This window comes from Nocardia sp. NPDC003963, from assembly GCF_053605105.1.
On sequence record NZ_JBSGIP010000049.1, the window covers coordinates 13,830 to 39,598 of the forward strand.

Genomic DNA, 25,769 nt, shown 5'->3' on the forward strand with positions numbered 1-25,769 from the left:
CGCCGTATCGCGATGTGACGTACGACGCATAATCGATGGATGCTCACGCACGAGGTCGTCAACCAGGTCCCGCCGATCACCCCGTTCGACGCCGCCCGGGACCCCGCGTTGCTGGCCGGACTGCACCGGGAAGGCGCCGGGTGGGCGGAAGCGGAGGTGCGCGAGCTCGGCGCACTCGCCGGCAGCGAGCGGGTGCAGGAGTGGGGCCGGCTCGCCGAGGAACACCCGCCCGTCCTGCACACCCACGATCGCTACGGCAACCGGGTGGACGAGGTGGAGTTCCATCCGCACTGGCACGACCTGATGACAGTCGCGGTCGGGCACGGACTGCACGGTGCGCCCTGGGCCGACGACCGGACCGGCGCGCATGTGGCGCGGGCCGCGAAGTTCTATGTCTGGGGCGGAGCCGATGCCGGCCATATGTGCCCCATCTCGATGACCTACGCCGCCGTTCCGGCGCTGCGGCACAACCCGGAACTGGCGGCAGTGTACGAACCGCTGCTCACCGCACGCACCTACGACTTCGGACTCCGTGAACCGTCCGGCAAGGCCGGTCTGATCGCCGGTATGTCGATGACGGAGAAACAGGGTGGTTCGGATGTGCGTGCCAACACCACCACCGCGGTGCCGCGGCCGGACGGCAGCTACCGGATCGTCGGGCACAAATGGTTCACCTCGGCACCCATGTCCGATATGTTCCTGACGCTCGCGCAGGCCCCGGGCGGACTGTCCTGCTTCCTGCTGCCACGGGTGCTGCCCGACGGTTCCCGCAACCCGATCCGGCTCCAGCGGCTCAAGAACAAACTCGGCAACCGGTCGAACGCCTCCGCGGAGATCGAATACGAGAACGCGACCGGATGGCTGGTGGGCGCGGAGGGTGCCGGGGTGAAGACCATTATCGAAATGGTCAATATGACCCGCCTCGACTGCGTTGTCGGTTCCGCGGTGGGGATGCGCGCGGCCGCCGTACGCGCGGTCCATCACGCACGTCATCGGAGGGCCTTCGGTGCCGCGCTGGTCGATCAGCCCGCGATGCGCAACGTCCTGGCCGATCTGGTGATCGAATCCGAGGCCGCCACCACGGTCATGCTGCGACTGGCCGGCGCCACCGACCGGGCCGCCGCCGATCCGGCCGAGGCGGCACTGCGCCGGATCGCGCTCGCCGTCACCAAGTACTGGGTGTGCAAACGCGCGGCCGTGCACGCCGCCGAAGCGCTCGAATGCTTCGGCGGTAACGGATACGTCGAGGAATCCGGGATGCCCCGGCTCTACCGGGAGGCACCGCTCATGTCGATCTGGGAGGGGTCGGGCAATATCGCCGCGCTCGACGCACTGCGCGCGATGGGCACCCGGCCCGAGACCGTGGAGGCCTACTTCGCGGAGGTGTCACGTGCGCGCGGCGAGAATCCCCACCTGGATCACGCTGTCGACCGGCTCGGCAAGGAACTGGCCGAGCACAGCGATATCGAGTACCGGGCGCGGCGGATCGTGGAGCTGATGGCCCTGGTTCTACAGGGGGCGCAGCTGGTTCGGCACGGTCATCGCGCGGTCGCCGATGCCTTCTGCGCGTCCCGTCTGGGAGAAGACTGGGGGGCCGCGTTCGGCACGCTGCCGACCGGGGTGGATACGGCCGCGATCATCGAGCGGGCTTTCGTCTGAACGGTCAGCGGGCCGGCAGCTCTTTCTCCAGGAAGGCCAGGGTGAGGTCGATGCCGCCCAGACTCTCCAGGTTCTCGTGCCCGGTGTTGAGCCACCGGGCCTGGTGCTGGGTGCCGTGCAGGACGAACTGCCCGACCAGCGCGAGGCTCAGCGGTAGCGGAACGACAGTGTCGAAATTGCCGTGCACGATCAGGATCGGATCCTGGTAGCCGCTGACCGGGACCGCCATGTAGTCGCGCATCACCGACGCGAACTCCGGATCGTTGAGTGGCCGCGTCAGCATGGCGCCGATCTCCACGGAGGACAGCATCGTGCGCGCCTGCGCATTGCAGCCGGTGCTGAGCCCCGCGATGAACTGGCGGCCCTGCGGGGTCAGGAAGCCGCCCACCTCGGGCCCCAGCTGGGCACCGGTCATACCGGCGAGCACCAGGGGTACGGACCGGCCCACATATCCGGGCATCTCGGGCTGGTCCGGGCGCGAACGCAGGAAGATATCCTCCAGGTTGGTGACCGGGGCCAGCGCGGCCGTACCGCGGAAGTCGAGTTCGGGCGCGTACTCCGGAGCGAACCTGCCGGTACCGAGCGCGGCGTGGCCGCCCTGCGACCAGCCGGCCACCGCCCAGCTCGCAGAAAGTTCGGTGAATGCCGCGCGGGCCGCGCGGACGGCGTCGATGGTGGCGGTGGCCTCCGTACTGGTCTGCAGATACGGGTGCGGTCCGGGCGAGTTGGGGCTCAACCCGATGTAGTCGGGGGCGACCACCGCGTAGCCGGCGTCGTTGAAACGCTGCACAGTCGGGCCGGTGCGCTCCTCCAGTTGCGCCGAACCGGTGAGTCCGCAGTCCTGGGCGAGACCGGAGGTGCCGTGATCCCAGGCGACCACCCGGAGACCACCGTCCGGCACCGGACCGCCGGGCATCCGGACCAGCGCGGATGCGGGAACGAGTTTGCCGCCCGGTCCGGTGGTGACGTATTCGATACGTCGCACGCCGTCGAGGCCCGACCATATCCGGCCGAGTGGCGCGGCCGCGAGCAGCTGTCCCGGATACCAGCTCTGCTGCGCCTGCGCGGTAGCCGCCGGCAGGCCGGAGCACAGCGCAGCCAGCAGCGTCACTACCCCCACCAGTATCCGGACGTGGCGAACCATTACTCTCCTTTGCCGTGTCGCGGCCGAATCATCCATAGTGGCATCGGTCGTTCTCTGTCCCCAGAACGCGGGACAGCCCGGTGATCCGTCGTTCACCGCGTAGGCGGAGCGATGCGCCAGTGTTTCTCGAGCGCACCCGCGATATCCGGAAGCACCGTAATGGGAATACGTTTGTGCCGCAACATATTGCGTATCTCGTTTATCTGTTCTCTTTTGCGCAGGTCGTAGGCACCGGAAACCGGCCCCTCGACGGGCGGAATCGACAGCAGCACCAGTTCGCTGTGCAATTCCGCACCACCGGCCAGATCCAATGCCAGTGACCAGCGCGATTTCTCGTCGAGACCGAAGCGCCCGGCCACCACCCGATCCCAGTCGATACTGGTCACCGACCACGGTGTCCGACGATGGATCGCCTGTTCGGTGAGAACCACGGCGTCCCGGGTGAACAGCGCGAACAGCGCGGCGACCGCGAGCAGCGCACCGAGCACGATCCCGGTGAACACCCGGGCCGGGCCGAAGAGCAGCACTGTCGGAACGGTCACCACCACGACCACCGCGACCCCGGCGATGCTGTACCCCAGCACCCGACCCGTGGGCACGACACCCGCGTGCACCATTTGCATACAAACTCCGTTCACACCACGCACCGGTGCTCTCGGCCACACGCTACCGGACGGTGCGTGGCCGCTTCGGTGACGCTGATCACCCGCTCAGAAAAGCGCGACCGCAGCCTCGGCGGAATACACGTGGAATGTCATGCTCTGCTGGAAGTAGAGCTGCACGGTTTCCGCGTCGTGGGCCAGATAGCCGATGGACAGATCCTGTCCCAGGGTGAGGTCGAAATCTCCGCCGCGGGTCGTGAGAACGAACGCGCCGTCGATGGCCGGTGCCCAGATGATCTCGCCGTCGGGGACGAGCCGCTCCAGGTGGGTGCGCAACGGGTGGCCGTGGTTGGACGTCTCGCTCACCTTGGTGTACAGATCGGCGCTGAGCAGCACCGAATACGGTCCGTCGACACCGGCGAGACGCAGTTGGCTCACGGCCAGCGCGATCACCTCGGGCACGCCGAACACATCGTCGGGCAACGCGATCGCCTTGTTCGACGAACCGGCCCGGATCCCGGTGATACCGGCCGCCGTATAGCCCTCGAATACCGCCCGGTCCTCGGCGAAGGCGATATTGCGGGCCGCGTCCTTCACCGGATCCAGATCGGTGTCCTGGGCGCCACGCTCGACATTGTCGAGTTCCACCCGCGCGAGCGTGAACGGCACCCGGAGCTCCACCAGTGGGGCCACCACCCGCTGTCGCGCCTGGACACCGTCGTGCGGGGCGGCCATGGGCGTCGTACGGCCCAGTCCGCGGGCGGAATAATCCGTACCGTGCGGACCGGACAGGTCCACCACGCGGCGGCCGGCATTGTGCCGTTTGAAGGTCCGCGTGGCCTCCTCTTCGATAACAGCCCAGGCCGAATCCGTGATCGGCGCGAGTTCGCGATGGAGGTTGTTCATACCGTGCTGCTCCTTTTCAACGTGCCGATACCGAGGGAACCGTCCGTGCGCGGCGGCGGACCCGGATCCGCCGCCGCGGCCTCTTCCGGTGGGGCGGGCAGATCGTCGAAGAAATCCTGTGGCGGAACGAAGAACAGGGTGCCGGTGATCGCGGTGGAGAAATCGAGGATCCGGTCGTGGGTGGCCTCGTCGGTCCCGAGGAACATCCGTTCCAGCATGATCTCGGTGGTCCGCGGGGTGGCCGAATAGCCGACGAAATACGTGCCGAACTCGCCCGCACCGACGCTGCCGAAAGGCATATTCGCGCGCAGGATCTCCCGTTCGGTGCCGTCCGGTTCGATCACCTGGTTCACGGCGATATGCGAGTCCGCCGGTTTCACCTCGTCGTCGAGTTCGAAATCCTCGAGTTTGGTGCGGCCGATGACCCGCTCCTGCTCCGGTACCGGCAGCGCCCGCCAAGCGGTCATATCGTGCAGGTATTTCTGCACGATCACATAGCTGCCGCCGGTGAAATCCGGATCGTCGGCGCCGATGAGCGCGGCCCGGCCGGCGGCCGTATCCGGGAACCCGCCCTCGGGATTCTCGGTGCCGTCCACGAAGCCGAGCAGGTCACGTTGTTCGAAGTAGCGGAAGCCGACCGTTTCGTCGACGATCGTGCCGATCCCGGCCAGCCGGTCGCCGATCGCCATGGCCAGTTCGAAACAGGCGTCGTGCACCTGGGCACGGATATGGAAGAGCAGATCGCCGGGGGTGGCCGGGGCGTGGTGCAGCGGTCCGTCGTACCCGGGGAACTCGTGCAGTTCGGCCGGGCGCGGACCGCCGAACAAGCGGTCCCAGGCGGTGGACCCGACCCCGGTGATACAGCCCAGCCCGGCACCCGGCACCCGGAAACCGATGGCCCGGCGCAGACCGGGAAGTTCGGCGAGCAGATCCCGCGCCGCCGCCTCGCCGCCGGGCTCGACGGTGGCGACGAGGAAATACGCGGCCGGTGTGAGCGGTTCCAGTATCGGCTGCGGCTGCCCCATAGCCGATCACATTACCGGCGAACAGCCGGCGACCGTACGACCCGGGCGGGCTACTTCGCGACCGTCAGCAGAAACGCCACATCGTCGATTGCCTGCACACTGTGCCGCGCCTTGGGCACCACGAGCAGGTCGCCCGCCGACCCCTTCCACTCGTTGTCCCCGCTGTGCAGGGTGAGTGTTCCGGAGAGTACGAGCAGCGTGGCCTCGCCGCTGTTGTCGTGTTCGGCCAGGCTCTGTCCCGAACACAACCCCACCACGGTCTGGCGCAGGGAATTGGCGTGGCCACCGTAGATGGTCTGCGAGCTGCGGCCACTGGTGACGGTCGCGGCCAGCTTCAACTGCTGCCGGGCCACCGCTGTCAGCGATTTCTTGTCCATGGACAGCCTTTCGCCTCCGCATACCCACGACCGGGCTGTGATCGCGGGACGTACAGCCGAGTATGCCCGACCGGGCGCCGGCGTTCCGGCGTTTTCCGAGGCTGGTCCGGTATCGCGAACCGGTACGCGGCCCGCCGGGGTCAGCCGCGGGTGAAACGCCGGATCCGGTAACGGTGCCCACCCGTGGATTCGAGCCAGGCCGCCGGGTCGGCCGAGGACCATCCGGGGCCCAGCGCCGGGGCGTGGGCGTCACCGTCCACCTCGGTGTCGACCTCGGTGATCAGCAGTTCGGTGGCCCGGGGCAGGGCGAGTCGGTAGATCTCGCCACCCCCGATCACCCAGGTCGTGGCGGGGGCGGCGAGTTCCAGCGCGGCTTCGACCGACCCGGCCGTTTCCGCGCCTTCCGCGGACCAGTCGACCTGCCGGGTCACGACGATATTGCGCCGCCCCGGCAGCGGCCGGAAACGGGCCGGCAGCGAATCCCAGGTCCGCCGGCCCATGATCACCGGATGTCCGGCGGTCGTCGCCTTGAACCGCGCCACATCTTCGGGCACCCGCCACGGAATGGTGTTGTCCACCCCGATAACCCCGTCCGGAGTCTGCGCCCAGATCAGGCCGATAACGCGTGCGGAGTCCACCGCGGTCACACCGCCACCGGGGCCTTGATCGCCGGATGGTGCCGGTAGTCGCGCACCCGGATGTCCTCGTAGCGGTAGTCGAACAGGGAGGCGGCGGGTTCGAGTTCGAGCGCCGGGAAGGGGTACGGCGGGCGGGTCAGTTGTTCGACCACCTGTTCCCGGTGATTGTCGTAGATATGGCAGTCACCGCCGGTCCAGATGAAATCGCCCGGTGCGAGGCCGGCCTGCTGCGCGACCATCAGGGTCAGCAGCGCATAGCTCGCGATATTGAAGGGCACCCCGAGGAACAGATCGGCGCTGCGCTGATAGAGCTGGCAGGACAACCGGCCGTCGGCGACATAGAACTGGAACAGGGCGTGGCACGGTGCCAGCGCCATCCGGTCCAGTTCGGCCACGTTCCAGGCCGAAACGAGCATCCGCCGCGAATCGGGATCGGTGCGCAGCGTATGCAACACCTGGGCGATCTGGTCGATATGGCGGCCGTCGGGGGCGGGCCAGGAACGCCACTGCACGCCGTAGACGGGGCCCAGCTCGCCGTCGGCGCCGGCCCATTCGTCCCAGATGCTGACCCCGTGCTCCTGCAACCACCGCACATTGGAATCCCCGCGCAGGAACCACAGCAGTTCGTACACGATGGATTTGAGATGCACCTTCTTGGTAGTGATCAGCGGAAATCCGGCGGCGAGGTCGTACCGCAGCTGATGACCGAACACACTGCGGGTGCCGGTGCCCGTACGGTCCGCCTTGGCGGTCCCGGTATCCAGGACGAGCCGGAGCAGATCTTCGTATTGGGTGTCCGGAGCGTGTCGCGGGTCCGGAACCTGACTGTTCGCTGCGCTGACCACGCGCCGAGCTTACTGCGCACTGCGCACGCACTGCGCACCCGCACGGGCATACCGCGGAGCCGGACGGCATCCGCGCCGTTACCACCCGGCCCCGCCGATGCCCGGTGATCCGGCCTGCCAAGCTGACCTCATGCGCACGCTGTATGTGATCGGGATCGGCGCCGGTGACCCGGACCAGGTGACGATGGAGGCGATCAAGGCCCTGCGGGCGGCCGACACCTTCTTCGTGATCGGCAAAGGAGCCGAGAAGCGGGAGCTCGTGGAGGTGCGCACCGCGATTCTCGCCGCATACACCGACCGCCCCTACCGAATCGTCGAAATCCCCGATCCACCTCGCGACCGCACCCCCGACGACTATCGGGGCACGGTGCTGGACTGGCACGAGCGGCGGTCGCTGCTGCTGGAAGAGGCATTCGCGGCACACGACGGAGTCGGCGCGATCCTGGTGTGGGGCGATCCGGCCCTCTACGACTCCACCCTGCGCATGGTGGAACGGGTACTCGCGCGCGGCAGGCTGGATTTCGGCTACACGGTGATCCCGGGCGTCACCAGCGTGCACGCGCTCGCCGCACGCCATCGGACCGTGCTGCACCGGATCGGTGAACCGGTCCACATCACCACCGGCCGGCGGTTACGTGAAGAAGGTCTCGCGAACGGTTCCACCGTGGTCATGCTCGACGCCGACTGTGCGTTCGCCACGGTCCCCGCCGACACCTCCATCTGGTGGGGCGCCTATCTCGGAATGCCCGACGAAACCCTGTTCGCCGGGCGAGTCGGCGATATCGCCGGCGAGATCGTGCGGCGCCGCGCCGAACTGCGCGAGCGCAAGGGCTGGATCATGGATATCTATCTGCTGCGCCCGGCCGAATGACCAGGTGATCGGCGGTCGGGTCGTAGCATGGTCGGCATGACCGAACAGGACATACTCGGGCGGATCAAGGATCTCGTCGACGACGAGCACGACCTGCGGTCGCGGGCCGCGCGCGGGGAGCTCGATCCCGAGGTGGAGCGACGCCGGCTGGCCGAACTGGAGGTCATGCTGGACCAGTGCTGGGATCTGCTGCGGCAGCGACGCGCCCGGATCGAGAGCAACGAACCCCCGGACGAGGCCGCGCCGCGGTCGGCGGGCCAGGTCGAGGGCTACCTACAGTAAGGAGCCCCGATGCCCGACAACGGCAGTGGCGCCACCGCGAACGGTGACGCCACCGAATACGACGTCATCGTCCTGGGCGGCGGACCCGCCGGTGAGAACGCGGCCGCTTACGCCATCGCCGGCAGCGACCGCACCGCGGCCATCGTCGAACCGGAGAAGCTCGGCGGTGAATGCTCGTACTGGGCCTGTATCCCGAGCAAGGCACTCTTGCGCCCGGGCCATGTCCTGGCGGCGGCGCTGGCTCTGCCGGGTATCGAGGCCGAAGGTCCCGATACCGCCGCGGTCCTGCGCCGCCGCGACGAGTTCGTGCACGCCCACAACGGTGACCACGACGATTCGAGCCAGGTCGACTGGGCGGTACAGCAGGGTATCGAGGTGATCCGCGGTACCGGCCGGCTCGACGGAGAACGGCGGGTACACGTCGGCGACCGGATCCTGCGCGCCCGCTCCGCGGTGGTACTGGCCACCGGTACCCGCGCGGCCGTACCGGATATCCCCGGCCTGCGCGACGCCCTGCCCTGGACCTCCCGCGATGCCACCAACCTGCACGAGATCCCGAAACGCGCTGTCGTGATCGGTGGCGGTGTGGTGGCCTGCGAGGCCGCCACCTGGTTGTCGGCGCTCGGCGCGGAGGTCACCGTGCTGGTCCGCGGCGAACGGTTGCTCGCCGGAGTGGAACCCTTCGCCGGTGAATACGTTACTTCCGCGCTCACCGCGCGGGGGGTGCAGATCCGCTTCGCGACCCGGCCGCTCCGGGTACAGCGCCCCGAGGCCGCCGACCACGGCGAGGGCCGGATCCACGGCGGTGCGGTCACGGTGCACGCCGCGGGCCCGGACGGCGAAACCACCCTGGTCGCCGACGAGATCGTGGTGGCCGCCGGACGGGTGCCCCGCACCGATGGGATCGGCCTGGAGACAGTGGGCCTGCCCGCCGGGTACGTCCAGGTCGACGATCAGCTGACCGTGGCGGCGGTCGCCGGCGAATGGCTGTACGCGGTCGGCGATATCAATCACCGCGCCGCGCTCACCCATATGGGCAAATATCAGGGGCGGGTCTGCGGCGATGTGATATCCGCTCGGGCCGCGGGCCGCTCGCTGTCCGGACCGCGCTATCGGGCCTGCGCCGACCACCGGGCCGTGCCCCAGGTGGTGTTCACCGACCCCGAGGTCGCCGCCGTCGGCCTCACTGCCGCCGCCGCACGCGCGGCCGGATACGACATCCGCACGGTCGAACTGGATATCGCGGTCGCCGGTTCGGCCTTGACCCGGGACGATTACACCGGCCGCGCCGCGCTGGTGATCGATACCGCCACCGACACACTGGTCGGCGCCACCTTCGTGGGACCCGATGTCGGAGAACAACTGCACGCCGCCACGATCGCCGTCGCCGGGCGCGTCCCACTGGACGCGCTGTGGCACGCAGTGCCCGCTTTTCCGACGGTCAGCGAATTCTGGTTACGGCTGTTGGAGACCGATCGGTCGTCGTTACCATCGGAGGTATGAGCGAGTCAGACCCGGAGGCGGCAGCCGAGCGTCACCACGAAGGGCCCTCGCACGTACCCGATCGACACAGCATGAGCGAATCGGACCCGGAGGCGGCAGCGGAGCGTCACCGCGGCGGGACCTCGCACGCATCAGGTGGGCACGTGAGCGTAACCGAGCAGGTCACCACCGTCGACGGTGTCGTCCGTGGTCGCCGCGGCCGCCGCGTGATCCACTGGCGGTCGCTCCCCTATGCCGCCCCGCCCGTCGGTGACCTGCGGTTCCGATCTCCGCAACCGGTGCAGCCGTGGACCGATGTGCGCGACGCGACCTATTTCCGTGCTGCCGGTATCCAGCCGAGCTTCGGCGTCCGCCTCGGCCCGCGCAAGCTCCAGGAGATGAGCGAGGATTCACTGACACTGAATGTCGTGGCTCCGGCCACCGCCTCGGTACGACCGCGGCCGGTGCTGGTGTTCATCCACGGCGGCGGCTATCTGTTCGGCACCTCGGCACTGCGGCTCTATTCGGGCGTCCAGCTGGCGGCCGACGGGGACGTGATCGTCGTATCGATCAACTACCGGCTCGGGGCCTTCGGGTATGCCGATTTCTCCGAGTTCTCCACCCCGGAGAGCCCCTACGATTCCAATCTCGGTCTGCGCGACCAGATCGCCGCACTGCGCTGGGTCCGGGCCAATATCGCCGAATTCGGCGGCGACCCGGACAATGTGACGATTTTCGGCGAGTCGGCCGGCGCGCACGCGGTATTGAGCCTGCTGGCGACGCCCTCGGCCGAGGGGCTGTTCCACCGCGGGATCGCACAGAGCCCGCCCGCGGACTGGGGGCTCACCGTCGCCGAATCCCGGGAGTTCGCCCGCCGTATCCTCGACCGGCTCGGTATCGCACCCGAGAACGCCAATCGCGCCCTGCGCGAAGCCGATCCGCACGATATCCGCCGAGCGTTCAACCGGGCGTCGAACGCGACGATGGCGGAATTCCCGGGGTTCTTCCCGGCCGCGCCGGTAGCCGACGGCGATCTGCTGCCGCGGACCCCGATCGACGCGTTCACCGAGGGGCACACCCATCGGGTCCCGCTGATCATCGGCACCTGCCGCAACGAAGGCGCCCTGTTCAACCGCTTCACCGATACGCTGCCCACCCGCCCGGAACGCCTCAAACGCGCGGTTTCCGGCGCGGGCCCCGAGATCTATCCCCGCGTGTTCTCCACGTATCCGGGATTCCCGGCCGAGAAGACGGCGATCCGCGCGGGCGGCGACTACTTCTTCTGGCGTCCGTCGGTGGCGGTGATGGAGGGGCACAGCCGCCACTCCCCCACCTACGCCTACCGCTACGATTTCGCGCCCCGGCTGTTCCAGCTCTACAAACTGGGCGCCACCCACGCGACCGATCTGCTGCCGACCTTCGGTGTGGTCTACGAACCGTGGAGCCGGGCGCTCACCGCCGGCGGAAGCCGGCGCGGCCTGCTCTCGGTGACCCGCCGGATCCAGAACAACTGGCTGCAATTCGCGCGCACGGGTGAACCGTTGCCGTCCTGGCCGCGATACACCGAGCGGGAACGCAGCACGCTGATCATCGACGCGCCGGCGCGGGTGGACAACGACCCGGACAGCGACCGGCGGAAACTGTGGGCGGGAGTGCGCGCACCGCTGCTGGTCCCGGCGGGGGCCGGGACCAGCGGGTTCCCGGCCGAGGCCGAGACCGAATCGGCGGGTGGCGAATCGCTGCTCGACTCCGTCGCCGCGGAACACCCGCTGGCCGCGGCCGCCGCCGATACCGCGGTGCGCGTCACCGGTGAACTCGCCGACCGCGAAGAGGATCCCGCGCCGGACAGCGAGGCACCCGAACCGAAGCAGGCCGACTGAACCGGCCCGGCCTTCCCAGCATTGGGCAGCCGGTCCGGGCGCAGTTAGTTTCGGCTTGTGCCATTGGGTGACCGATCTCGCAGCTACGCCTGCGTAGCCGGTCCCACCGGTGTATCGATTCCGGTCGCCCGCCGACACCGCTGTTCGTCGTCACGATGATCCGCCAGATCGTCGGTCAGGTCAGCCGACGCCTGCTCGCGAGCCTGGGCCCCGGGCGGAGCGACGCGTCCGCCGCCCGGGGAATCGAGGGCAACTATCGACAGGCCGGCAACCTCGCTCGCGACGCGCGGGGCATCCTGAGGCACGCAGAGGGGGACGGGCGCGCGCTCCTGTGCCGGCCGGTGCCGGACCGGACGACCCTGACCCGGGCCCGGCAGGAGCTGGACCTGGAACTGCGGCAACGGTTCGGTGAGCGGGGGCCGGACGAGGACGGCTGGCTCGCGTTGATGAAGGACCGGTGGCCGGCATCACGGCAGTACGCGGTGATCGATCGGCATATCGACGAAGTGGCCGAAACGCTGGGCCGGGACAGCGACGCGGTACGCGGGCAGATGCGGGACGAATTGCGAGCCGCGCTCGCCGGTCGGCCGATCGCGATCCGAGTGCGGGACAACGAGCTGGCGCGCATTCTCGACGAGGGCCGAATCCGCGGCTCGCGCAACCCGACCGGCGATCGCGCCGCCGCCGAAGAACAGTGGTTCGGCCCGCACGTCCACGACAACCCGCCCGTCTACGGCTATATCGCGGTGGACGGGGTCCGACCCTCCGGAACGGGACTGATCGATGCGCTGTCGGAGTTGAACTACGGCGACCATCAGATCTACCTGAAACCCGAGGTACGTTCGCGTACGACCGTGACGGTCGGTGATTCCCTGGTCGACAGGGACCGGGCTATCCCCTCGCCTGTGGACGATCCGTCGGAGTACTCCTATGGCGCCGGAATGTCTCCCGGGACGGTCGGGCTCATCGATCGCGACTACACCGGTGCGGCTTTCCGCTCCTCGATGTTCGTCGAAGCCCAGATGTTCGATATCACCACCGCCGATATCGATTTCATCGGACTGCACCATCCCCCCGACGCCACTCTGCGGCAGGCACTGGACCGGTCGGGAGTCCAATGGCGCGTCCTGGACAATCACGCGATCGCGGCGGAGGGTAGCCCTTCCGAACAGGCGGCCGCCGTCGAGCGGACGAGTCAGGATCTGGACTCCGTGCGCGATACGAGACGTACGCGGCCGTGGCTCACCGAAAGCGAAGATCTGGAGGCTCAGCTTTCGGACGAGCTGCGTGTGCTGCGAGAGGCAGCCCGGGCCGAGGGAGGCGGCTCGGCACCTGGGACGGCCGCCGCGCCGTAGCGGCGCCGGTGACGCACCGCCCGGGCCGACCTACTTCAGCAGCCGTGACATCCGGCGGTCCGCGAGGACTTTGCCGCCGGTCTGACAGGTGGGGCAGTACTGGAACGACCGATCCGTGAAGGCGACCTCGCGGACGGTGTCCCCGCATACCGGACAGGGCAGGCCGGTACGGCCGTGCACCCGCATTCCGGAGCGTTTCTCCCCCTTGAGCCGGGCGGCGTCCTGCCCGGCCGAACGGTCCACGGCGTCCAGCAGTACGGTGCGCAATGCCGCGTACAGATCGGCGACCTTCGGCGCCGGCAGTGTTCGCGCCGTGGCGAACGGGGAGATCTTCGCGGTGTGCAGGATCTCGTCGGAATAGGCGTTACCGATCCCGGCCAGCACCGTCTGGTCGACCAGCACATTCTTTATCCGGCCGGGCGCGGCGGCGAGCAGTTCGGCGAACTGTTCCTCGGTGACCGCCAGCGCGTCGGGCCCGAGCCGGGCGATCCCCGGGACCTGGATCGGATCGTCGACGATATAGACCGCGAGCCGTTTCTTGGTACCCGCCTCGGTGAGATCGAACGCCGGAGTATCGCCCTCCGGAGTGAAGAAGTGCACCCGCAGCGCGAGCGGGCCGCGCCCGGGTTTGGGCGGGCTCACGCCCGGGTTGTCGATCCAGCGCAACCAGCCCGCCCGGGACAGATGGGTGACCAGCCAGAGCCCCCCGCAGTCCATCCCCAGGAATTTCCCCCACCGCCCGGCACCGGTGACATCCCGGCCCGACAGAGCCGTGACCGGGGGGTCGAAGGTTTTGATGGCGCTCAGCGCCGCCACATCGATACGGCCCACCACCGCGCCTACCGCGTGCTCCCGCAGGAACTGCGCCAGCGCCTCCACTTCCGGTAGTTCGGGCACACGATCAGGCTACCGGGGGTCTCCGACATCGCGGCGGTCCAAACGCCGGGTGATCCCGGTGGTGGTCACCGCCAGCAGGGTGCCGATCACCACCAGGTCGAACGCCATCTGCACCGTGGTCGCGATCCGGGCGGCCTGCCCCACCGCGTGGACATCGCCGAATCCGACAGTCCCCAGCGTGGCGACGGTGTAGTAGAGCGCGTCGTTGCGGGTCCGCAGATCGCTGAACTGGCCGGGCTGGCGCAGTTCGAGCACGTAGTAGAACAGCGAGAAGAACAGCACCACCAGCGAGATCAGGAAGAGCAATCCGTCGACGCGGTGGCCGGTATCGTCGCTCTGCGCCAGGAACTGGCCGATCCGCCGGTAGGCCAGCCACGACAATCCGCCCACCCCGGCGACGAACGCGACCACCGTGACCACCCGGGTGGGCCAGAAGCCCGGCAGTTCCAGGCCGACGGGTACGAAGTAGTAGAGAAGCAGCGCGCACAGCACAGTGCCCACGTTGCGCCACAGATGCGCCCGGCCGCTGATACGTCGAGATGCCATGCGGTCATGATCTGCCCACCCCGGCTGTCCGGGTGACCGGGCGCGCCGAGGGAGGTGGCAGAACTCGCCACGGGTGTGAAATCGGTCGCCGCGGCGGGTGGGCGCTGCTAATTTGCGGCGGTGGACCCGTTCTCACTGTCGTGGACAGCGCTGCGCACGGCGATCGCCGAACTCCCGGACGTGGATTTCGCGCAGCCGTCCGGATGTACCGGCTGGCTGGTCCGCGACCTCGTCTGCCATCTGATCATCGACGCACAGGATGTGCTGATCACCCTGGTGACACCCACCGAGAAGGACCCGACCCGGAATGCGGCGACCTACTGGGATATCGCCGAGACCCCACCCACCGGGGACGATCCGCTCGATGCCCTGATCGTCCGGCTGGCCGCCGCGTACCGGGAGCCGGGCCTGCTGGAACTGCATCTCGACGATGTCGGTTCGGCCGCCGGTCGCGCCGCCGCCCTGGCCGATCCGGAACTGCGGGTGAGCACCCGGGACGAGGTGCTCACCGTGGCCTACTACCTGGCCGCCTACGTTCTGGAGTGGACCCTGCACCACCTCGATCTGATCGCGTACCTCCCGGACGCCGCGCAACCCCCGGAGGAGGGTCTCGCCCGGTCCCGCGAACTACTGGAGCGCATCGCGGGCACCTCCTTTCCCGCATCGTTCTCCGATCGGGACGCGCTACTGGTCGGCACCGGCCGGCGGCCGCCGAACGGCGCGGAGACCGCGGCCCTGGGCGAACTCGCCGTGAGACTTCCGCTCGTACTCGGATGAGGCACGTACTCGAAACGGCACGGACGATTCTGCGTCCGTTCGTATTCGAGGACGGCCCCGAACTGCACGAGATATTCGGTGATCCGGCGACCCATACGATCGGCGACGGTCCGTTCACCTCGCCGGAGCAGACCCATCGCTGGATCGGCCGCCGGATCGAGAGCCGGGAGCGGTCGGGCCTGCTGTGGTACGCGGTCCGGGACAACGACTCCGGCCTGTTGCTGGGGAACTGTGGTCTGTTCGCTGGACGTACCGGTGCCGACGAGCCCGAGATCGGTTACGAGATCCGCCGGTCCGAGCAGGGCCGCGGGTTGGCGAGCGAAGTCGCGCGGGCCGTGGTGGGGGAGGCGGCGGCCTGTGGCATACCGCGGGTGTGGGCGACCGTCCGACCGGACAACACCGCCTCGCTGCGGGTCGCGGCCGCGGCCGGACTCACCCACCATCACATCGGCGCGGACGATCGCGGGCAGCTGATCTACCTGGTATCGCCTCGGCTCACCGGCGGAACGCGTACTGCGGCTTCGCTGGTGAGACGATCGTCGCGGCCGACAAACTAGTTGGCGCGGCCAACAAATTGATCTATAGTTGGCTATGCCAACATTGGTAATTCCAACGAAAATTGATCCGGGCCGCGCCGGGACCGACCGAATCTCTGGAGCCACGAGCATGATCACCCCGTTCCGCATCGATATTCCCCAGGCCGACCTCGACGACCTGGCCGACCGGCTCGCCCGCACCCGCTGGCCCGACGAGATCGCCGGCGCCGGCACCGATTACGGCTTCCCGCTGGCGCGGCTCCGGGAACTCACCGAATACTGGCGCACCGGCTACGACTGGCGCGAACACGAAGCCGAGCTCAACGAGCTCCCCCATTTCACCACCGAGATCGACGGCCAGAACATCCACTTCGTGCACGTCCGGTCGGCGAAACCCGATGCTCTCCCGCTGATCCTCACCCACGGCTGGCCCGGATCGTTCCTGGAATTCCTCGGGGTGATCGAACCGCTGTCGCGCGATTTCCACCTGGTGATCCCGTCCATCCCCGGGTTCGGCTTCTCCGGGCCCACCCGCGAACGCGGCTGGGATCTCGTCCGGGTGGCACGGGCCTGGGCCGAACTGATGCGCCGGCTCGGCTACGAGCGCTACGGCGCCCAGGGCGGAGACTTCGGTTCGGGTATCTCCACGGCGCTCGGCGCCGTGGCACCCGGACAGGTCGTCGGAGTGCACGTCAACTATCTACCGACCCGGCCGGACCCGGCCGCCGATATCGAACTGTCCGAGAGCGACGAAGCCCGGCTGGACGAGGTCCGGCAGCTGATGGCGAACCGTCCGCCGTACCAGGCCCTGCAGGCCCTCGCACCGCAGACCATCGGCTACGCGCTGACCGATTCACCGGTCGGTCAGCTCGCCTGGATCGCCGAACGCTTCGCCCAGTGGACCGACCCCCGCACACCGGTCGACGACGAACGGATGCTCACCGATATCTCGCTGTACTGGCTGACCGCCACGGCGGCCTCCTCGGCCCGGCTGACCAAAGAGTCGGCGCGCGGATCCGCGCCCTGCCCGGTACCGCTCGGTGTGGCGGTATTCGCGCACGACATCACCCGATCGGTCCGTCCGCTGGCCGAGCGGCTGTACGACATCAGGCACTGGTCGGAGTTCGAGCGCGGCGGCCATTTCGCCGCGATGGAAGTGCCGGACCTGCTCGCCGGAGATATCCGCGACTTCTTCCTCGGTCTGCTACGGGACGACGGACAAGCCGGAACCCGCTGAAAGGTGTAGCGGCCGCGCGCTTCCGGACAGTCCGGAAGCGCGCGGCCGTCGGCCTCAGCGGTCCTCGCCGGATCCGTCCCGCAGCCGGGCCGACAACCACGGCACGATCACCGACAGCGCCGCCGCGGTGGTCATATCGTCGTGTGTCGCCGGTACCGCGTATTCGGTGACTTCACCGGATACATAGGGCAGCCAGTCCTCGGCGCGCGGGCCGGCCTGTCGCGCATCGGGAGTGGGCACCTCGGCCCGGAAGAAGTCGATGACACCGCGATAGGTGCGGGGCCGGTACTCGGCGATCAGTTCCGCCGAGCGGGCCGCCGTCCGGTACACCCCGCGCAGCCGTTCGACCGGCAGGGTCAGCAACTCCGGCGGAATCAGCTGGTGCAGGCGCGCCAATTCCGCATCGCTCAATTCGGCCACACCCCGGTCGGTTCCCGGTTCCCCGGTCACGATGCCCTGTTCCACCAGCGCCGCGCGGAGCAGAGATTCGAACACTCCGGGATCCACATCGGGATGACTGTCCAGCAGGGCCAGCAGCTCGACCTGTTCGCCCGCCGCCTGCAATTCGGTCGCGACGGCATGGGCCAGCACGCCACCCAGCGACCAGCCGAGCAGCCGGTACGGACCGGCGGGCCGGACCCGCCGGATCTCGGCCAGGTAGCGGGCCGCGATCTCGGTGAGCGACGCCGGGTCGTAATCGGGTTCGGAGTACGCGGGCGACTGGATACCGTAGATCGGCTGATCCTCGGGCAGCAGTCCGGTGAGCGCGGCGAAACTCCAGGCCAGTCCGTCCCGGGCGTGGATGGCGAAGATCGGTGTCGCGGTCCCGGTCTCCCGGATCGGCAACACGACCCGCAATGCGGCCTCGGACAGTTCGCCCGCGGCGGCCGGTTCGGCGATCCGGGCGGCCAGCCCGGCGACCGTCGCCTCGGTGAACAACCACTGCACGCTGATCTCGGCCCCGGTGACCGCACTCAGCCGGGCGGCCACCCTGGTGGCCAGCAGCGAGTTGCCACCCAGGGCGAAGAACGAATCGTCCACACCCACTCGCTCCAGACCGAGGACCTCGGCGAAGACCTCGGCGACGGTCCGCTCCACCGGGGTACGCGGAGCGCGATAGCCCGCGTCGGCGGCGAAAACCGGTTCGGGCAACGCGTTGCGGTCCAGCTTCCCGGCGGGAGTAAGCGGGATCTCGTCGATCACGGTGATCGACGACGGCACCATATGCGCGGGCAACCGGTCCGCGATATGCGCGCGCAGGGCGGCCACGTCCAGCGAATACCCCGGCTCGGCGACCACATACGACACGAGCGCGTCCGCGCCGGCCGCGGTCCGATGGCCGAGGGTGACCGCGAAGTCGACACTGCCGTAGGAGGTCAGCGCGGCATCGATCTCGCCCAGTTCGATCCGGAAACCACGGACCTTCACCTGGAAATCGTTACGACCCACATACTCCACCGCCGGATCACCGGCACCGTCACGACCCCACCGCACGATGTCACCCGTGCGATACAACCGCGACCCCGGCCCACCGAACGGATCGGCCACGAAACGCTCAGCAGTCAAACCAGCCCGCGCGTGATACCCACGCGCCAACTGGATACCACCGACATACAGTTCCCCGGCCACACCCTCGGGTACCGGATTCAACCGATCGTCCAACACCAGCGCCCGCATACCCCGCACCGGACCACCGATGGTGACCGGATCACCCGGCAGCAGCACACCACTGATATTCGTGGCGACCGTAGCCTCGGTCGGACCGTAGGCATTGTGGAACCTGCGCTCCAGACCGCCCTCCGGGACCGCCGACCACTTGGCCACCAGATCCGCCGAAATGGCTTCACCACCGGCGATGATCACCCGCATATCCGCCAGATCCGCTGGATCCAGCGACGCCAGCACCGACGGTGTGATCAGGCCGACCGTCACCCGCTCCCGGGCGATGAGTTCACCGAGTTCGGTACCACCGTAGGTACCCGGCGGCACCACTACCAACGCACCGGCCGACCCGACCGCAAGCAGCAACTCCAGGATCGAAGCGTCGAACGACGGTGACGCGAACGCCAGCGCCCGCGACTCCGGGGTCAACCGGTAACGCTCCACCTGCTCGGCACTGAAATTCGCCAGACCCGCATGCGTGACCACGACGCCCTTGGGCAGACCGGTGGAACCGGAGGTGTAGATGACATACGCGGTGTTGGCCGGAGTCAGCGGCCGCACCCGTTCCGCATCCGTGACAGGTTCGGCGGAATACTGCACCGGCGGAAGTTGATCGAGCACGATCCAGTCCACCGAATCCGGCAGTTCGGCGCGGACGGCGGAAACCGTCACACCCACCCGCGTACGCGAATCGGTGAGCATATGGGCGATCCGGTCCGCCGGATAGGTGGGGTCGATCGGCAGGAAGGCCGCACCCGATTTGGTGACCGACCATTCCGCGAGCACCGAATCCGCCGACCGCGGCACCGCCACCGCCACCAGATCCTCGGCCCCCAGGCCGCGTCCGATCAGCACGCGGGCCAATCGGTTCGAACGCTCGTCCATCTCGCCGTAGGACAACCGCTGATCCCGGAACACCACCGCCGTCGCCGACCGGTTGTGCGCCACCGCCGCGGCCAGCAGCTCCGGCAAGGTCCCGGCCGGCGCCGCCGGGCCACCCGAACGCGATCCCAGCTCGGCCCGCTCGGCGGAACTCAGGAATTCCAGCTCGCCCACCGGCAGTCGCGGCGCGTCGACCAGCTGGTCGATCACCCGCAGCAATCGCGTGGCCGTGCTCTCGATCGTCTCGGCCGCGAACCGGCTGGTCAGGTACTTCAGCGCGATCCGGACCGTATTGTCGGCGGTCACCACGAGGGTCAGCGGATAGTGGCTGTTGTCCCGGGTACCGACCCCGGTGATCGCCATCCCGTCGATATCACCCGCGGCGGCGACCTCGGCGGCATCGGTGGGATAGGACTCGAAGACGAACAGGCTGTCGAACTGCACCGCGGTACCGGCGGCCCGCTGGATATCGGTCAGCCCCAGATAGTGGTGTTCCAGCAGTGCGGCCTGCGCGCGCTGCAATCCGGTGAGCAGTTCCCCGGTACTCGCCCGGTGATCGATCCGCACCCGCACCGGCAGCGTGTTGATGAACAGGCCGACCATGGATTCGATACCGGGCAGTTCCGCCGGACGGCCGGATACCGTGGCACCGAACACCACATCGTCGCGGCCGGTCATCCAGCCGAGCAGGACGCCCCAGGCCTCCTGCACCAGCGTGTTCATCGTGATGCCGAGCTCGGCGGCCCGCGCGGACAGCTGCCGGGTACGGTCCGGATCGATCTCCGCGACCACGGTGGCTATCTCGTAGGTCTCCGCGGCCACCGGTTGTGGTGCCAGTAGCGAGGGTTCGGTGAAACCGGCCAGTTCGTCGCGCCACGCCTGTTCGGAGACCGCCCGGTCGCGATCGGCCAGCCAGGACAGGAAGTTCCGGTACGAAGCGACCCGCGGCAACGCGGAGGTATCGCCGCCCAGCGCGTACAGCGCCAGCAGTTCCCGCATGAGCAGCGGCATCGACCAGCCGTCGAGCAGGATGTGGTGGCTGGTGATCGCCAGCTGCCACGCGTCCTCGGCCACCCGGATGAGGTTGAACCGGATCAGCGGCGGTACCGCCATATCGAAATGCTCGGCCTGGTCCGCGGCCAGCAACCGGCGCAGTTCGTCCGCACGTTCGCCGTCGGCGAGTCCACGCAGATCGATATCGCGCCACGGCACCGCCACCCGGTCGAGGACGACCTGCACCCACTGACCCGCGGTATCGGCGACGAACGCGGTCCGCAGGTTCGGATACCGCCCGACCATCGTCTCCGCGGCCCGGCGCAGCCGGACCGGATCCACGCTGCCGGCCAGATCGACCGACGACTGCATGGTGTAGACATCCACGCCGTCCCGGACGAGCTGGGCGTGGAACAGCAGACCCGACTGCAGCGGCGAGAGCGGCCACACTTCCGACAGCGCCGGATAGGTGTGCTCCCACTGTTCGATATCACCCTGCGAAACCCGCACCAGGGCCATATCCGAGGGGGTGAACCCGCCCGCTTCCGGCCCGCGGACATGGTCGGCGAGCGCGGTGAGCGCAGCGACCCACAGATCCGCGAACGCACGCGCCCGCGCCTCGGTGAGCAGCCCGCTCGGGTAGGCGAAGACCGCGTTCAGCACCGAACCCTCGGCGCCGGAGTTGACGATGGCGTTGATATCGAGCACGGCGTTGGCGGGCATATCCCGGTCCGCGTCCGCGGCGATCGGCCCCAGTTCCGCGGTCGGCATCCAGCCGAGTTCGGCGAGTTCGGGCGAGACCTCACCGGCGGAGACACGACCCAGATAGTTGAAGCTGATCTGTCCCGGCACCCGGTCCGGCAGCTGGTCACCGGTTTCGCCGTTCAGATAGCGGAGCAGACCGTAGCCCAGGCCCTTGTCCGGAACCGCGAGCAGCTGTTCCTTCACCGATTTCACCAGGACGCCGAACGCGGGGCCACCCGCGAAGGCGTCGTCGAGATCGATTCCCGGCAGGTCCAGGCGGATCGGATGTACGGCGGTGAACCAGCCCACGGTGCGAGAAAGATCCGCACCGGGCACCACGGTCTCCTCACGACCGTGGCCCTCCAGTTTGACCAGTGCCGCCGCGGACGGGCCGTCGCCGCGCCAGCGGGCCACGGCCAGCGCCAGCGCCGCGAGCAGGGCGTCGTTGGGACCGCCGTGGTAGCGGGCACCGGCGGTGGTCAGCACCGCTTCGGTGATATCGGCGGGCAGCGAGACCTCGAACCGTTCGACCGTCGCGTTGGTATCTACTGCCGGATCGAAGGCGCGGGAACCCAGCAGCGGATCCGGCGTGGACGCGATCTGCTGCCAGTACGGCAGTTCCGCGACCCGCCGCGGATCGGCGGCGGCATCGGCGAGCCCGTGCGCCCACCGCCGCAGCGAGGTCCCGACCGGCGGCAGCGCCACCGCAGCACCGGCCGCGAGCTGCGACCAGGCCAGTGCCAGATCCGGGATGAGGATGCGCCACGAGACACCGTCGACCACGAAGTGATGGGCCGCGAAGAGCAGTACATCGCGGCGCTCGCCGGCGAAGGAGAACCAGACGAACTGCGCCATCACCGCGGCGGCCGGATCCAGCCGGTCCAGCGCGGCGTCGAATTCGGCGGAAGCCAGCCGGACCAGTTCGTCGTCCTCGATCGCGTTGTCGAATTCGACCTTCCGCACCAGCGCGTCGATATCGATCTCGCCGGGTGCGAGCGCGTCGAACTCCGCTACCCCGTCCACGACCCGCAGCCGGGTGCGCAGGGCGTCGTGATGGTCGAACACCGCCGCCAAGGTCGCGACGAGGGTCTCCCGGTCGATATCCGTCGGCAACCGCAACAGCATCGGCTGCGAGAACCGGTGGTACACATCGCTTCCGTCGACCACCTGCGACATGACCGGCAGCACCGGCATATCGCCGACCCCGCCGCCGGGCAGTTCGGCGAGCCGCTGCTCCTCGGCGCCGCCGCGTCCGGCGACCTCGGCGAGCGCGGCAACGGTCCGGCGCTCGAACACATCCCGGGGTGTGAACACCACACCGCGGGCCTTGGCCCGCGACACCAGCTGGATCGAGAGGATGCTGTCACCGCCGAGCGAGAAGAACGAATCGTCCACGCCGACCCGCGCGACGCCCAGGACGTCGGCGAACACCTCGCAGATGATCGACTCGGTCTCGCCCACCGGCGCGCGGAAGGACTGCGCCGCCAGCACCGGTTCCGGCAGGGCCTTGCGGTCCAGTTTGCCGACCGGGGTCAGCGGGATCTCGTCCAGCACGATGACGACCGACGGCACCATATGCGCCGGCAACCGTTGTGAGACGAATTCGGTGACCGCGTCGGTATCCACACTGTGCCCCGGCACCGCCAGCACATAGGACACCAGAATCGTGGCACCCGCGCTGGTGTCGTGACCGAGGGTGATCGCGTACTCGATATCCGGATGCGCGCCCAGCGCCGTATCGATCTCGCCCAGCTCCACCCGGAAACCGCGGATCTTGACCTGGAAGTCCGTCCGGCCCACATAGTCCAGTTCCCAGTCCACCGTCGGCAGCGCCTCGTTACCGGCGCGCGCGCCGGGAGTCGCGTACCAGCGCACCACATCACCGGTGCGATACATCCGCGAACCCTCGGGGCTGTACGGGTTGGCGACGAACCGGTCGGCGGTCAGGCCCGGCCGGTTGTGGTAGCCACGCGCCAGCGCGCCACCGGCCAGGTACAGCTCACCCGCCACACCCGGCGGTACCGGCCGCAACCGCGCGTCCAGGACCAGTGCCGCCATACCGTGCACCGGATCACCGATGGTGACGTGCTTCCCGGCGGACAGCCGCGCGTACGACGAGATGATGGTCGTCTCGGTCGGGCCGTAGCCGTTGAAGTACTTACGGCCCGGCTCCCATTTCGCCAGCAGCTCCGCTGTGGTCACATCGCCACCGACCGACAGCACCTCCAGCGCGTCCAGCCCCGCCGGATCGACGGTGCCCAGTACGGCCGGGGTGATGATCGTATGGGTGACGGCCTCGGTGCGCAGGAGGTCGGCCAATTCGGGACCGCCGATGATCTCGCCCGGCACCACCACCAGCGTCGCGCCCGCGAACGCGGTGCCCATCCATTCCAGGACCGACGGGTCGAAACTCGGTGAACAGATATGCAGGAACCGGTGCCGCGATTCGAGGCCGTAGTACCCGATCGCCACGTCGACGAGACCGCCGAGACCGCCGTGGGTCACCACCACACCCTTGGGCAGACCTGTCGATCCGGACGTGTAGATGACATAGGCCGGATGCGATACCGCCAGCGGCGCGAGGCGCTCCGCGTCGGTCACCGGGCTGTCCGGTTTCGATGCCGTCCGTGCCCGGAACTCCGGATCGTCGAGCAGCAGCCACTGCACCGCACCGGGCAGCCGGTCCACGTACTCGCCGCTGGTGAGGCCCAGTACAGCACCGGAGTCGGAGAGCATATGCCGCATCCGGTCCGGCGGATAGTTCGGATCCACCGGAACATGCGCGCCACCGGCCTTGGCCACAGCCCAGAACGCCAGCACGATCTCGTAGGAGCGTGGCAGGGCCAGCGCCACGATCCGCTCCGGGCCGACTCCGTGTTCGACGAGTACCCGCGCCAACCGCGACGATTCCGCGTCCAGCTCCCGGTAGGTCACCGACCGGCCCCGGTAGCGGACCGCCACCCCGTCCGGGTTCACCCGGACACCGTGGGTGAGGATCTCCGGCAGCAGGCCGGTCGCCATCACCTCGTCGCCGTGGACATGGGTGAGCAGCCGGTGCTCGGAATCGTCGATGATCGGCAGATCACCGATCGGCGCCGCCGGATTCCGGGTGATGGCCGTCAGCAGGTGCAGGAACCGGCGGGCGAAGACCTCGATAGTGTCCTCGTCGAACAGGTCGCGAGCATAGGAGAACGCGGCCGCCATACCCGCATCGGTTTCGGTGATACGCAGCGAGAGATCGAATTTCGCGGTGTCGACGTCGAAATCGACGGCACCGACCCGCAACCCGGGCAGTTCGAAATCGGCCTGCGGCAGATTCTCGAACGACAAGGCCACCTGGAACAGCGGATGCCGGGCGGTGGACCGTTCGACCTCCACCAGTTCCACCAGCCGTTCGAACGGCACATCGGCGTGCGCGAACGCGGCCAGATCGGATTCCCTGGTCGCCGCCAGGAACTCACCGAAACTCGATTCGCCCCGCACATGCGACCGCAGCACCAGCGTGTTGACGAACATACCGACCACATCGTCGAGTTCGGCCTCACCGCGACCCGCGATCGGAGTCCCCACCGCCACATCGTCGGTAGCCGACAGGCGCGCGAGCAGCAGTGCCAGCACGGCGTGCACCACCATGAAGACCGTGGCATTGTTTTCGGCGGCCAACCGCGTCACCGCACGGTGCAATTCGGCATCGATCCGGAACGGTACGGTGCCACCGACCATGGACCGGACGCTCGGACGCGGCCGGTCACCCGGCAGGTTCAATTCGTCGGGCAGTCCGGCCAGCGCCCGGCGCCAGTAATCGGCCTGCGCGCTGACCAGGCTCTCCGGGTCGTCCTCCGAACCCAGGACCTCGCGCTGCCACAGGCTGTAATCGGCGTACTGCACCGGCAGCGGCGCCCACACCGGATCCGACCCGGCGGCCCGGGTGGCATAGGCGGTCATGAGGTCGCGGGTCAGCGGTCCCATCGACCAGCCGTCGGTGCTGATGTGGTGCACCACGAACACCAGTACGTATTCGTCACCGCCCGGATGGAACAGCGCCACCCGCAACGGCACCTCGGCGGTCACATCGAAACCGGTCGCGATCACCTCGGTGATCCGGTCACGCAGTTCGCCGGCGGATACCGGGATCGGCGTCGGGTCCGGTACGGCCCGGCCGGCGGGCAACACCAGCTGGTACGGCCGCCCGTCCTGCGCGGGGTAGACGGTGCGCAGGGTTTCGTGCCGGCTCACCACATCGGCGACGGCCTGCCGCAGCGCGGGGATATCGAGGTCCCCGGTCAGGCGGACGGCGACCGGGATGTTGTACGCGGCCGAATCGGTATCGAACTGGTTCAGGAACCACATCCGCTGCTGCGCCAGCGACAACGGCACCTGGTCGGGCCGTTCCCGCCGTGCCAGCACCGGAACGTTCCCGCGCCCGGCG

Annotated in this window: 19 protein-coding genes; 9 read left to right on the forward strand and 10 right to left on the reverse strand. The window is 68.6% G+C overall.

Features of this window, described 5'->3' with window-relative positions; translation table 11 throughout:
• The first annotated feature begins 39 nt into the window (after positions 1-39).
• Positions 40-1,659: an acyl-CoA dehydrogenase family protein gene (locus ACWEWT_RS34080; protein WP_452564967.1), complete on the forward strand. Its 1,620-nt coding sequence runs from the start codon at positions 40-42 to the stop codon at positions 1,657-1,659.
• 4 nt (positions 1,660-1,663) lie between these two features.
• On the opposite strand, the gene ACWEWT_RS34085 is transcribed toward ACWEWT_RS34080, so the two are convergent.
• The 7 genes from ACWEWT_RS34085 to ACWEWT_RS34115 all read right to left on the reverse strand — a co-directional run bounded on the left by ACWEWT_RS34085 (position 1,664) and on the right by ACWEWT_RS34115 (position 7,196).
• A complete protein-coding gene (locus ACWEWT_RS34085) occupies positions 1,664-2,803 on the reverse strand; it encodes a lipase family protein (protein ID WP_452564968.1) in 1,140 nt (379 codons plus the stop codon).
• Between the two features lie 92 nt (positions 2,804-2,895).
• The gene (locus ACWEWT_RS34090; protein ID WP_452564969.1) at positions 2,896-3,426 is read right to left on the reverse strand and encodes a hypothetical protein; all 531 of its coding nucleotides are present in this window, start codon (positions 3,424-3,426) and stop codon (positions 2,896-2,898) included.
• Positions 3,427-3,513: 87 nt separating this feature from the next.
• Positions 3,514-4,311, reverse strand: coding sequence for a family 1 encapsulin nanocompartment shell protein (locus ACWEWT_RS34095; RefSeq protein ID WP_452564970.1), 798 nt, complete (start codon positions 4,309-4,311; stop codon positions 3,514-3,516).
• Complete coding sequence (locus tag ACWEWT_RS34100; protein ID WP_452564971.1) at positions 4,308-5,336, reverse strand: Dyp-type peroxidase; 1,029 nt, start codon at positions 5,334-5,336, stop codon at positions 4,308-4,310. The genes ACWEWT_RS34095 and ACWEWT_RS34100 overlap by 4 nt, the downstream gene beginning before the upstream one ends.
• A gap of 50 nt (positions 5,337-5,386) precedes the next feature.
• Complete coding sequence (locus tag ACWEWT_RS34105) at positions 5,387-5,713, reverse strand: cupin domain-containing protein (RefSeq protein ID WP_452564972.1); 327 nt, start codon at positions 5,711-5,713, stop codon at positions 5,387-5,389.
• Between the two features lie 140 nt (positions 5,714-5,853).
• Positions 5,854-6,360 (reverse strand): dihydrofolate reductase, encoded by a 507-nt coding sequence (locus ACWEWT_RS34110; RefSeq protein ID WP_452564973.1) that lies wholly within the window; start codon positions 6,358-6,360, stop codon positions 5,854-5,856.
• Positions 6,357-7,196, reverse strand: coding sequence for a thymidylate synthase (locus ACWEWT_RS34115; RefSeq protein WP_452564974.1), 840 nt, complete (start codon positions 7,194-7,196; stop codon positions 6,357-6,359). The genes ACWEWT_RS34110 and ACWEWT_RS34115 overlap by 4 nt, the downstream gene beginning before the upstream one ends.
• A 130-nt stretch (positions 7,197-7,326) precedes the next feature.
• Here ACWEWT_RS34115 and cobF point away from each other — a divergent pair, with 130 nt between their 5' ends.
• The 5 genes from cobF (at position 7,327) to ACWEWT_RS34140 (ending at position 13,066) form a co-directional block, all read left to right on the forward strand.
• Positions 7,327-8,067 carry a precorrin-6A synthase (deacetylating) gene (gene cobF / locus ACWEWT_RS34120; RefSeq protein WP_452564975.1) on the forward strand — a complete coding sequence of 247 codons (741 nt, stop codon included), beginning with the start codon at positions 7,327-7,329 and terminating at the stop codon, positions 8,065-8,067.
• Positions 8,068-8,103: 36 nt separating this feature from the next.
• Positions 8,104-8,349 (forward strand): DUF2630 family protein, encoded by a 246-nt coding sequence (locus ACWEWT_RS34125; protein WP_452564976.1) that lies wholly within the window; start codon positions 8,104-8,106, stop codon positions 8,347-8,349.
• A 9-nt stretch (positions 8,350-8,358) separates the two neighbouring features.
• Positions 8,359-9,852, forward strand: a complete 1,494-nt coding sequence (locus ACWEWT_RS34130) for a dihydrolipoyl dehydrogenase family protein (RefSeq protein WP_452564977.1) — start codon at positions 8,359-8,361, stop codon at positions 9,850-9,852.
• Between the two features lie 143 nt (positions 9,853-9,995).
• A complete protein-coding gene (locus tag ACWEWT_RS34135) occupies positions 9,996-11,711 on the forward strand; it encodes a carboxylesterase/lipase family protein (protein WP_452564978.1) in 1,716 nt (571 codons plus the stop codon).
• A 155-nt stretch (positions 11,712-11,866) separates the two neighbouring features.
• Entirely contained in the window at positions 11,867-13,066 is a 1,200-nt protein-coding gene (locus ACWEWT_RS34140; RefSeq protein ID WP_452564979.1) for a hypothetical protein, read from the forward strand.
• Between the two features lie 30 nt (positions 13,067-13,096).
• Here the strand turns inward: ACWEWT_RS34140 and ACWEWT_RS34145 are convergent, their stop codons facing one another.
• Together ACWEWT_RS34145 and ACWEWT_RS34150 are read right to left on the reverse strand one after the other, a co-directional pair.
• The gene (locus ACWEWT_RS34145; RefSeq protein ID WP_452564980.1) at positions 13,097-13,963 is read right to left on the reverse strand and encodes an Fpg/Nei family DNA glycosylase; all 867 of its coding nucleotides are present in this window, start codon (positions 13,961-13,963) and stop codon (positions 13,097-13,099) included.
• Positions 13,964-13,972: 9 nt separating this feature from the next.
• Positions 13,973-14,509: a potassium channel family protein gene (locus ACWEWT_RS34150; RefSeq protein ID WP_452564981.1), complete on the reverse strand. Its 537-nt coding sequence runs from the start codon at positions 14,507-14,509 to the stop codon at positions 13,973-13,975.
• A gap of 120 nt (positions 14,510-14,629) precedes the next feature.
• Between ACWEWT_RS34150 and ACWEWT_RS34155 the strand changes: the two genes are divergently transcribed.
• The 3 genes from ACWEWT_RS34155 (at position 14,630) to ACWEWT_RS34165 (ending at position 17,059) form a co-directional block, all read left to right on the forward strand.
• Positions 14,630-15,286, forward strand: a complete 657-nt coding sequence (locus tag ACWEWT_RS34155; protein WP_452564982.1) for a maleylpyruvate isomerase N-terminal domain-containing protein — start codon at positions 14,630-14,632, stop codon at positions 15,284-15,286.
• Positions 15,283-15,843, forward strand: a complete 561-nt coding sequence (locus ACWEWT_RS34160) for a GNAT family N-acetyltransferase (protein WP_452564983.1) — start codon at positions 15,283-15,285, stop codon at positions 15,841-15,843. The genes ACWEWT_RS34155 and ACWEWT_RS34160 overlap by 4 nt, the downstream gene beginning before the upstream one ends.
• Positions 15,844-15,952: 109 nt before the next feature.
• Entirely contained in the window at positions 15,953-17,059 is a 1,107-nt protein-coding gene (locus ACWEWT_RS34165; RefSeq protein ID WP_452564984.1) for an epoxide hydrolase family protein, read from the forward strand.
• A 54-nt stretch (positions 17,060-17,113) separates the two neighbouring features.
• Here ACWEWT_RS34165 and ACWEWT_RS34170 read toward each other — a convergent pair.
• On the reverse strand, positions 17,114-25,769 hold an 8,656-nt coding region (locus ACWEWT_RS34170; protein WP_452564985.1), incomplete at its 5' end, for an amino acid adenylation domain-containing protein.

Bases quoted from the DNA above. Each gene is read 5' to 3' on its own strand.
- ACWEWT_RS34080 (WP_452564967.1), top strand. From the start codon at position 40: ATGCTCACGCACGAGGTCGTCAACCAGGTCCCGCCGATCACCCCGTTC.
- ACWEWT_RS34085 (WP_452564968.1), bottom strand. From the start codon at position 2,803: ATGGTTCGCCACGTCCGGATACTGGTGGGGGTAGTGACGCTGCTGGCT.
- ACWEWT_RS34090 (WP_452564969.1), bottom strand. From the start codon at position 3,426: ATGCAAATGGTGCACGCGGGTGTCGTGCCCACGGGTCGGGTGCTGGGG.
- ACWEWT_RS34095 (WP_452564970.1), bottom strand. From the start codon at position 4,311: ATGAACAACCTCCATCGCGAACTCGCGCCGATCACGGATTCGGCCTGG.
- ACWEWT_RS34100 (WP_452564971.1), bottom strand. From the start codon at position 5,336: ATGGGGCAGCCGCAGCCGATACTGGAACCGCTCACACCGGCCGCGTAT.
- ACWEWT_RS34105 (WP_452564972.1), bottom strand. From the start codon at position 5,713: ATGGACAAGAAATCGCTGACAGCGGTGGCCCGGCAGCAGTTGAAGCTG.
- cobF (WP_452564975.1), top strand. From the start codon at position 7,327: ATGCGCACGCTGTATGTGATCGGGATCGGCGCCGGTGACCCGGACCAG.
- ACWEWT_RS34125 (WP_452564976.1), top strand. From the start codon at position 8,104: ATGACCGAACAGGACATACTCGGGCGGATCAAGGATCTCGTCGACGAC.
- ACWEWT_RS34130 (WP_452564977.1), top strand. From the start codon at position 8,359: ATGCCCGACAACGGCAGTGGCGCCACCGCGAACGGTGACGCCACCGAA.
- ACWEWT_RS34140 (WP_452564979.1), top strand. From the start codon at position 11,867: ATGATCCGCCAGATCGTCGGTCAGGTCAGCCGACGCCTGCTCGCGAGC.
- ACWEWT_RS34150 (WP_452564981.1), bottom strand. From the start codon at position 14,509: ATGGCATCTCGACGTATCAGCGGCCGGGCGCATCTGTGGCGCAACGTG.
- ACWEWT_RS34160 (WP_452564983.1), top strand. From the start codon at position 15,283: ATGAGGCACGTACTCGAAACGGCACGGACGATTCTGCGTCCGTTCGTA.
- ACWEWT_RS34165 (WP_452564984.1), top strand. From the start codon at position 15,953: ATGATCACCCCGTTCCGCATCGATATTCCCCAGGCCGACCTCGACGAC.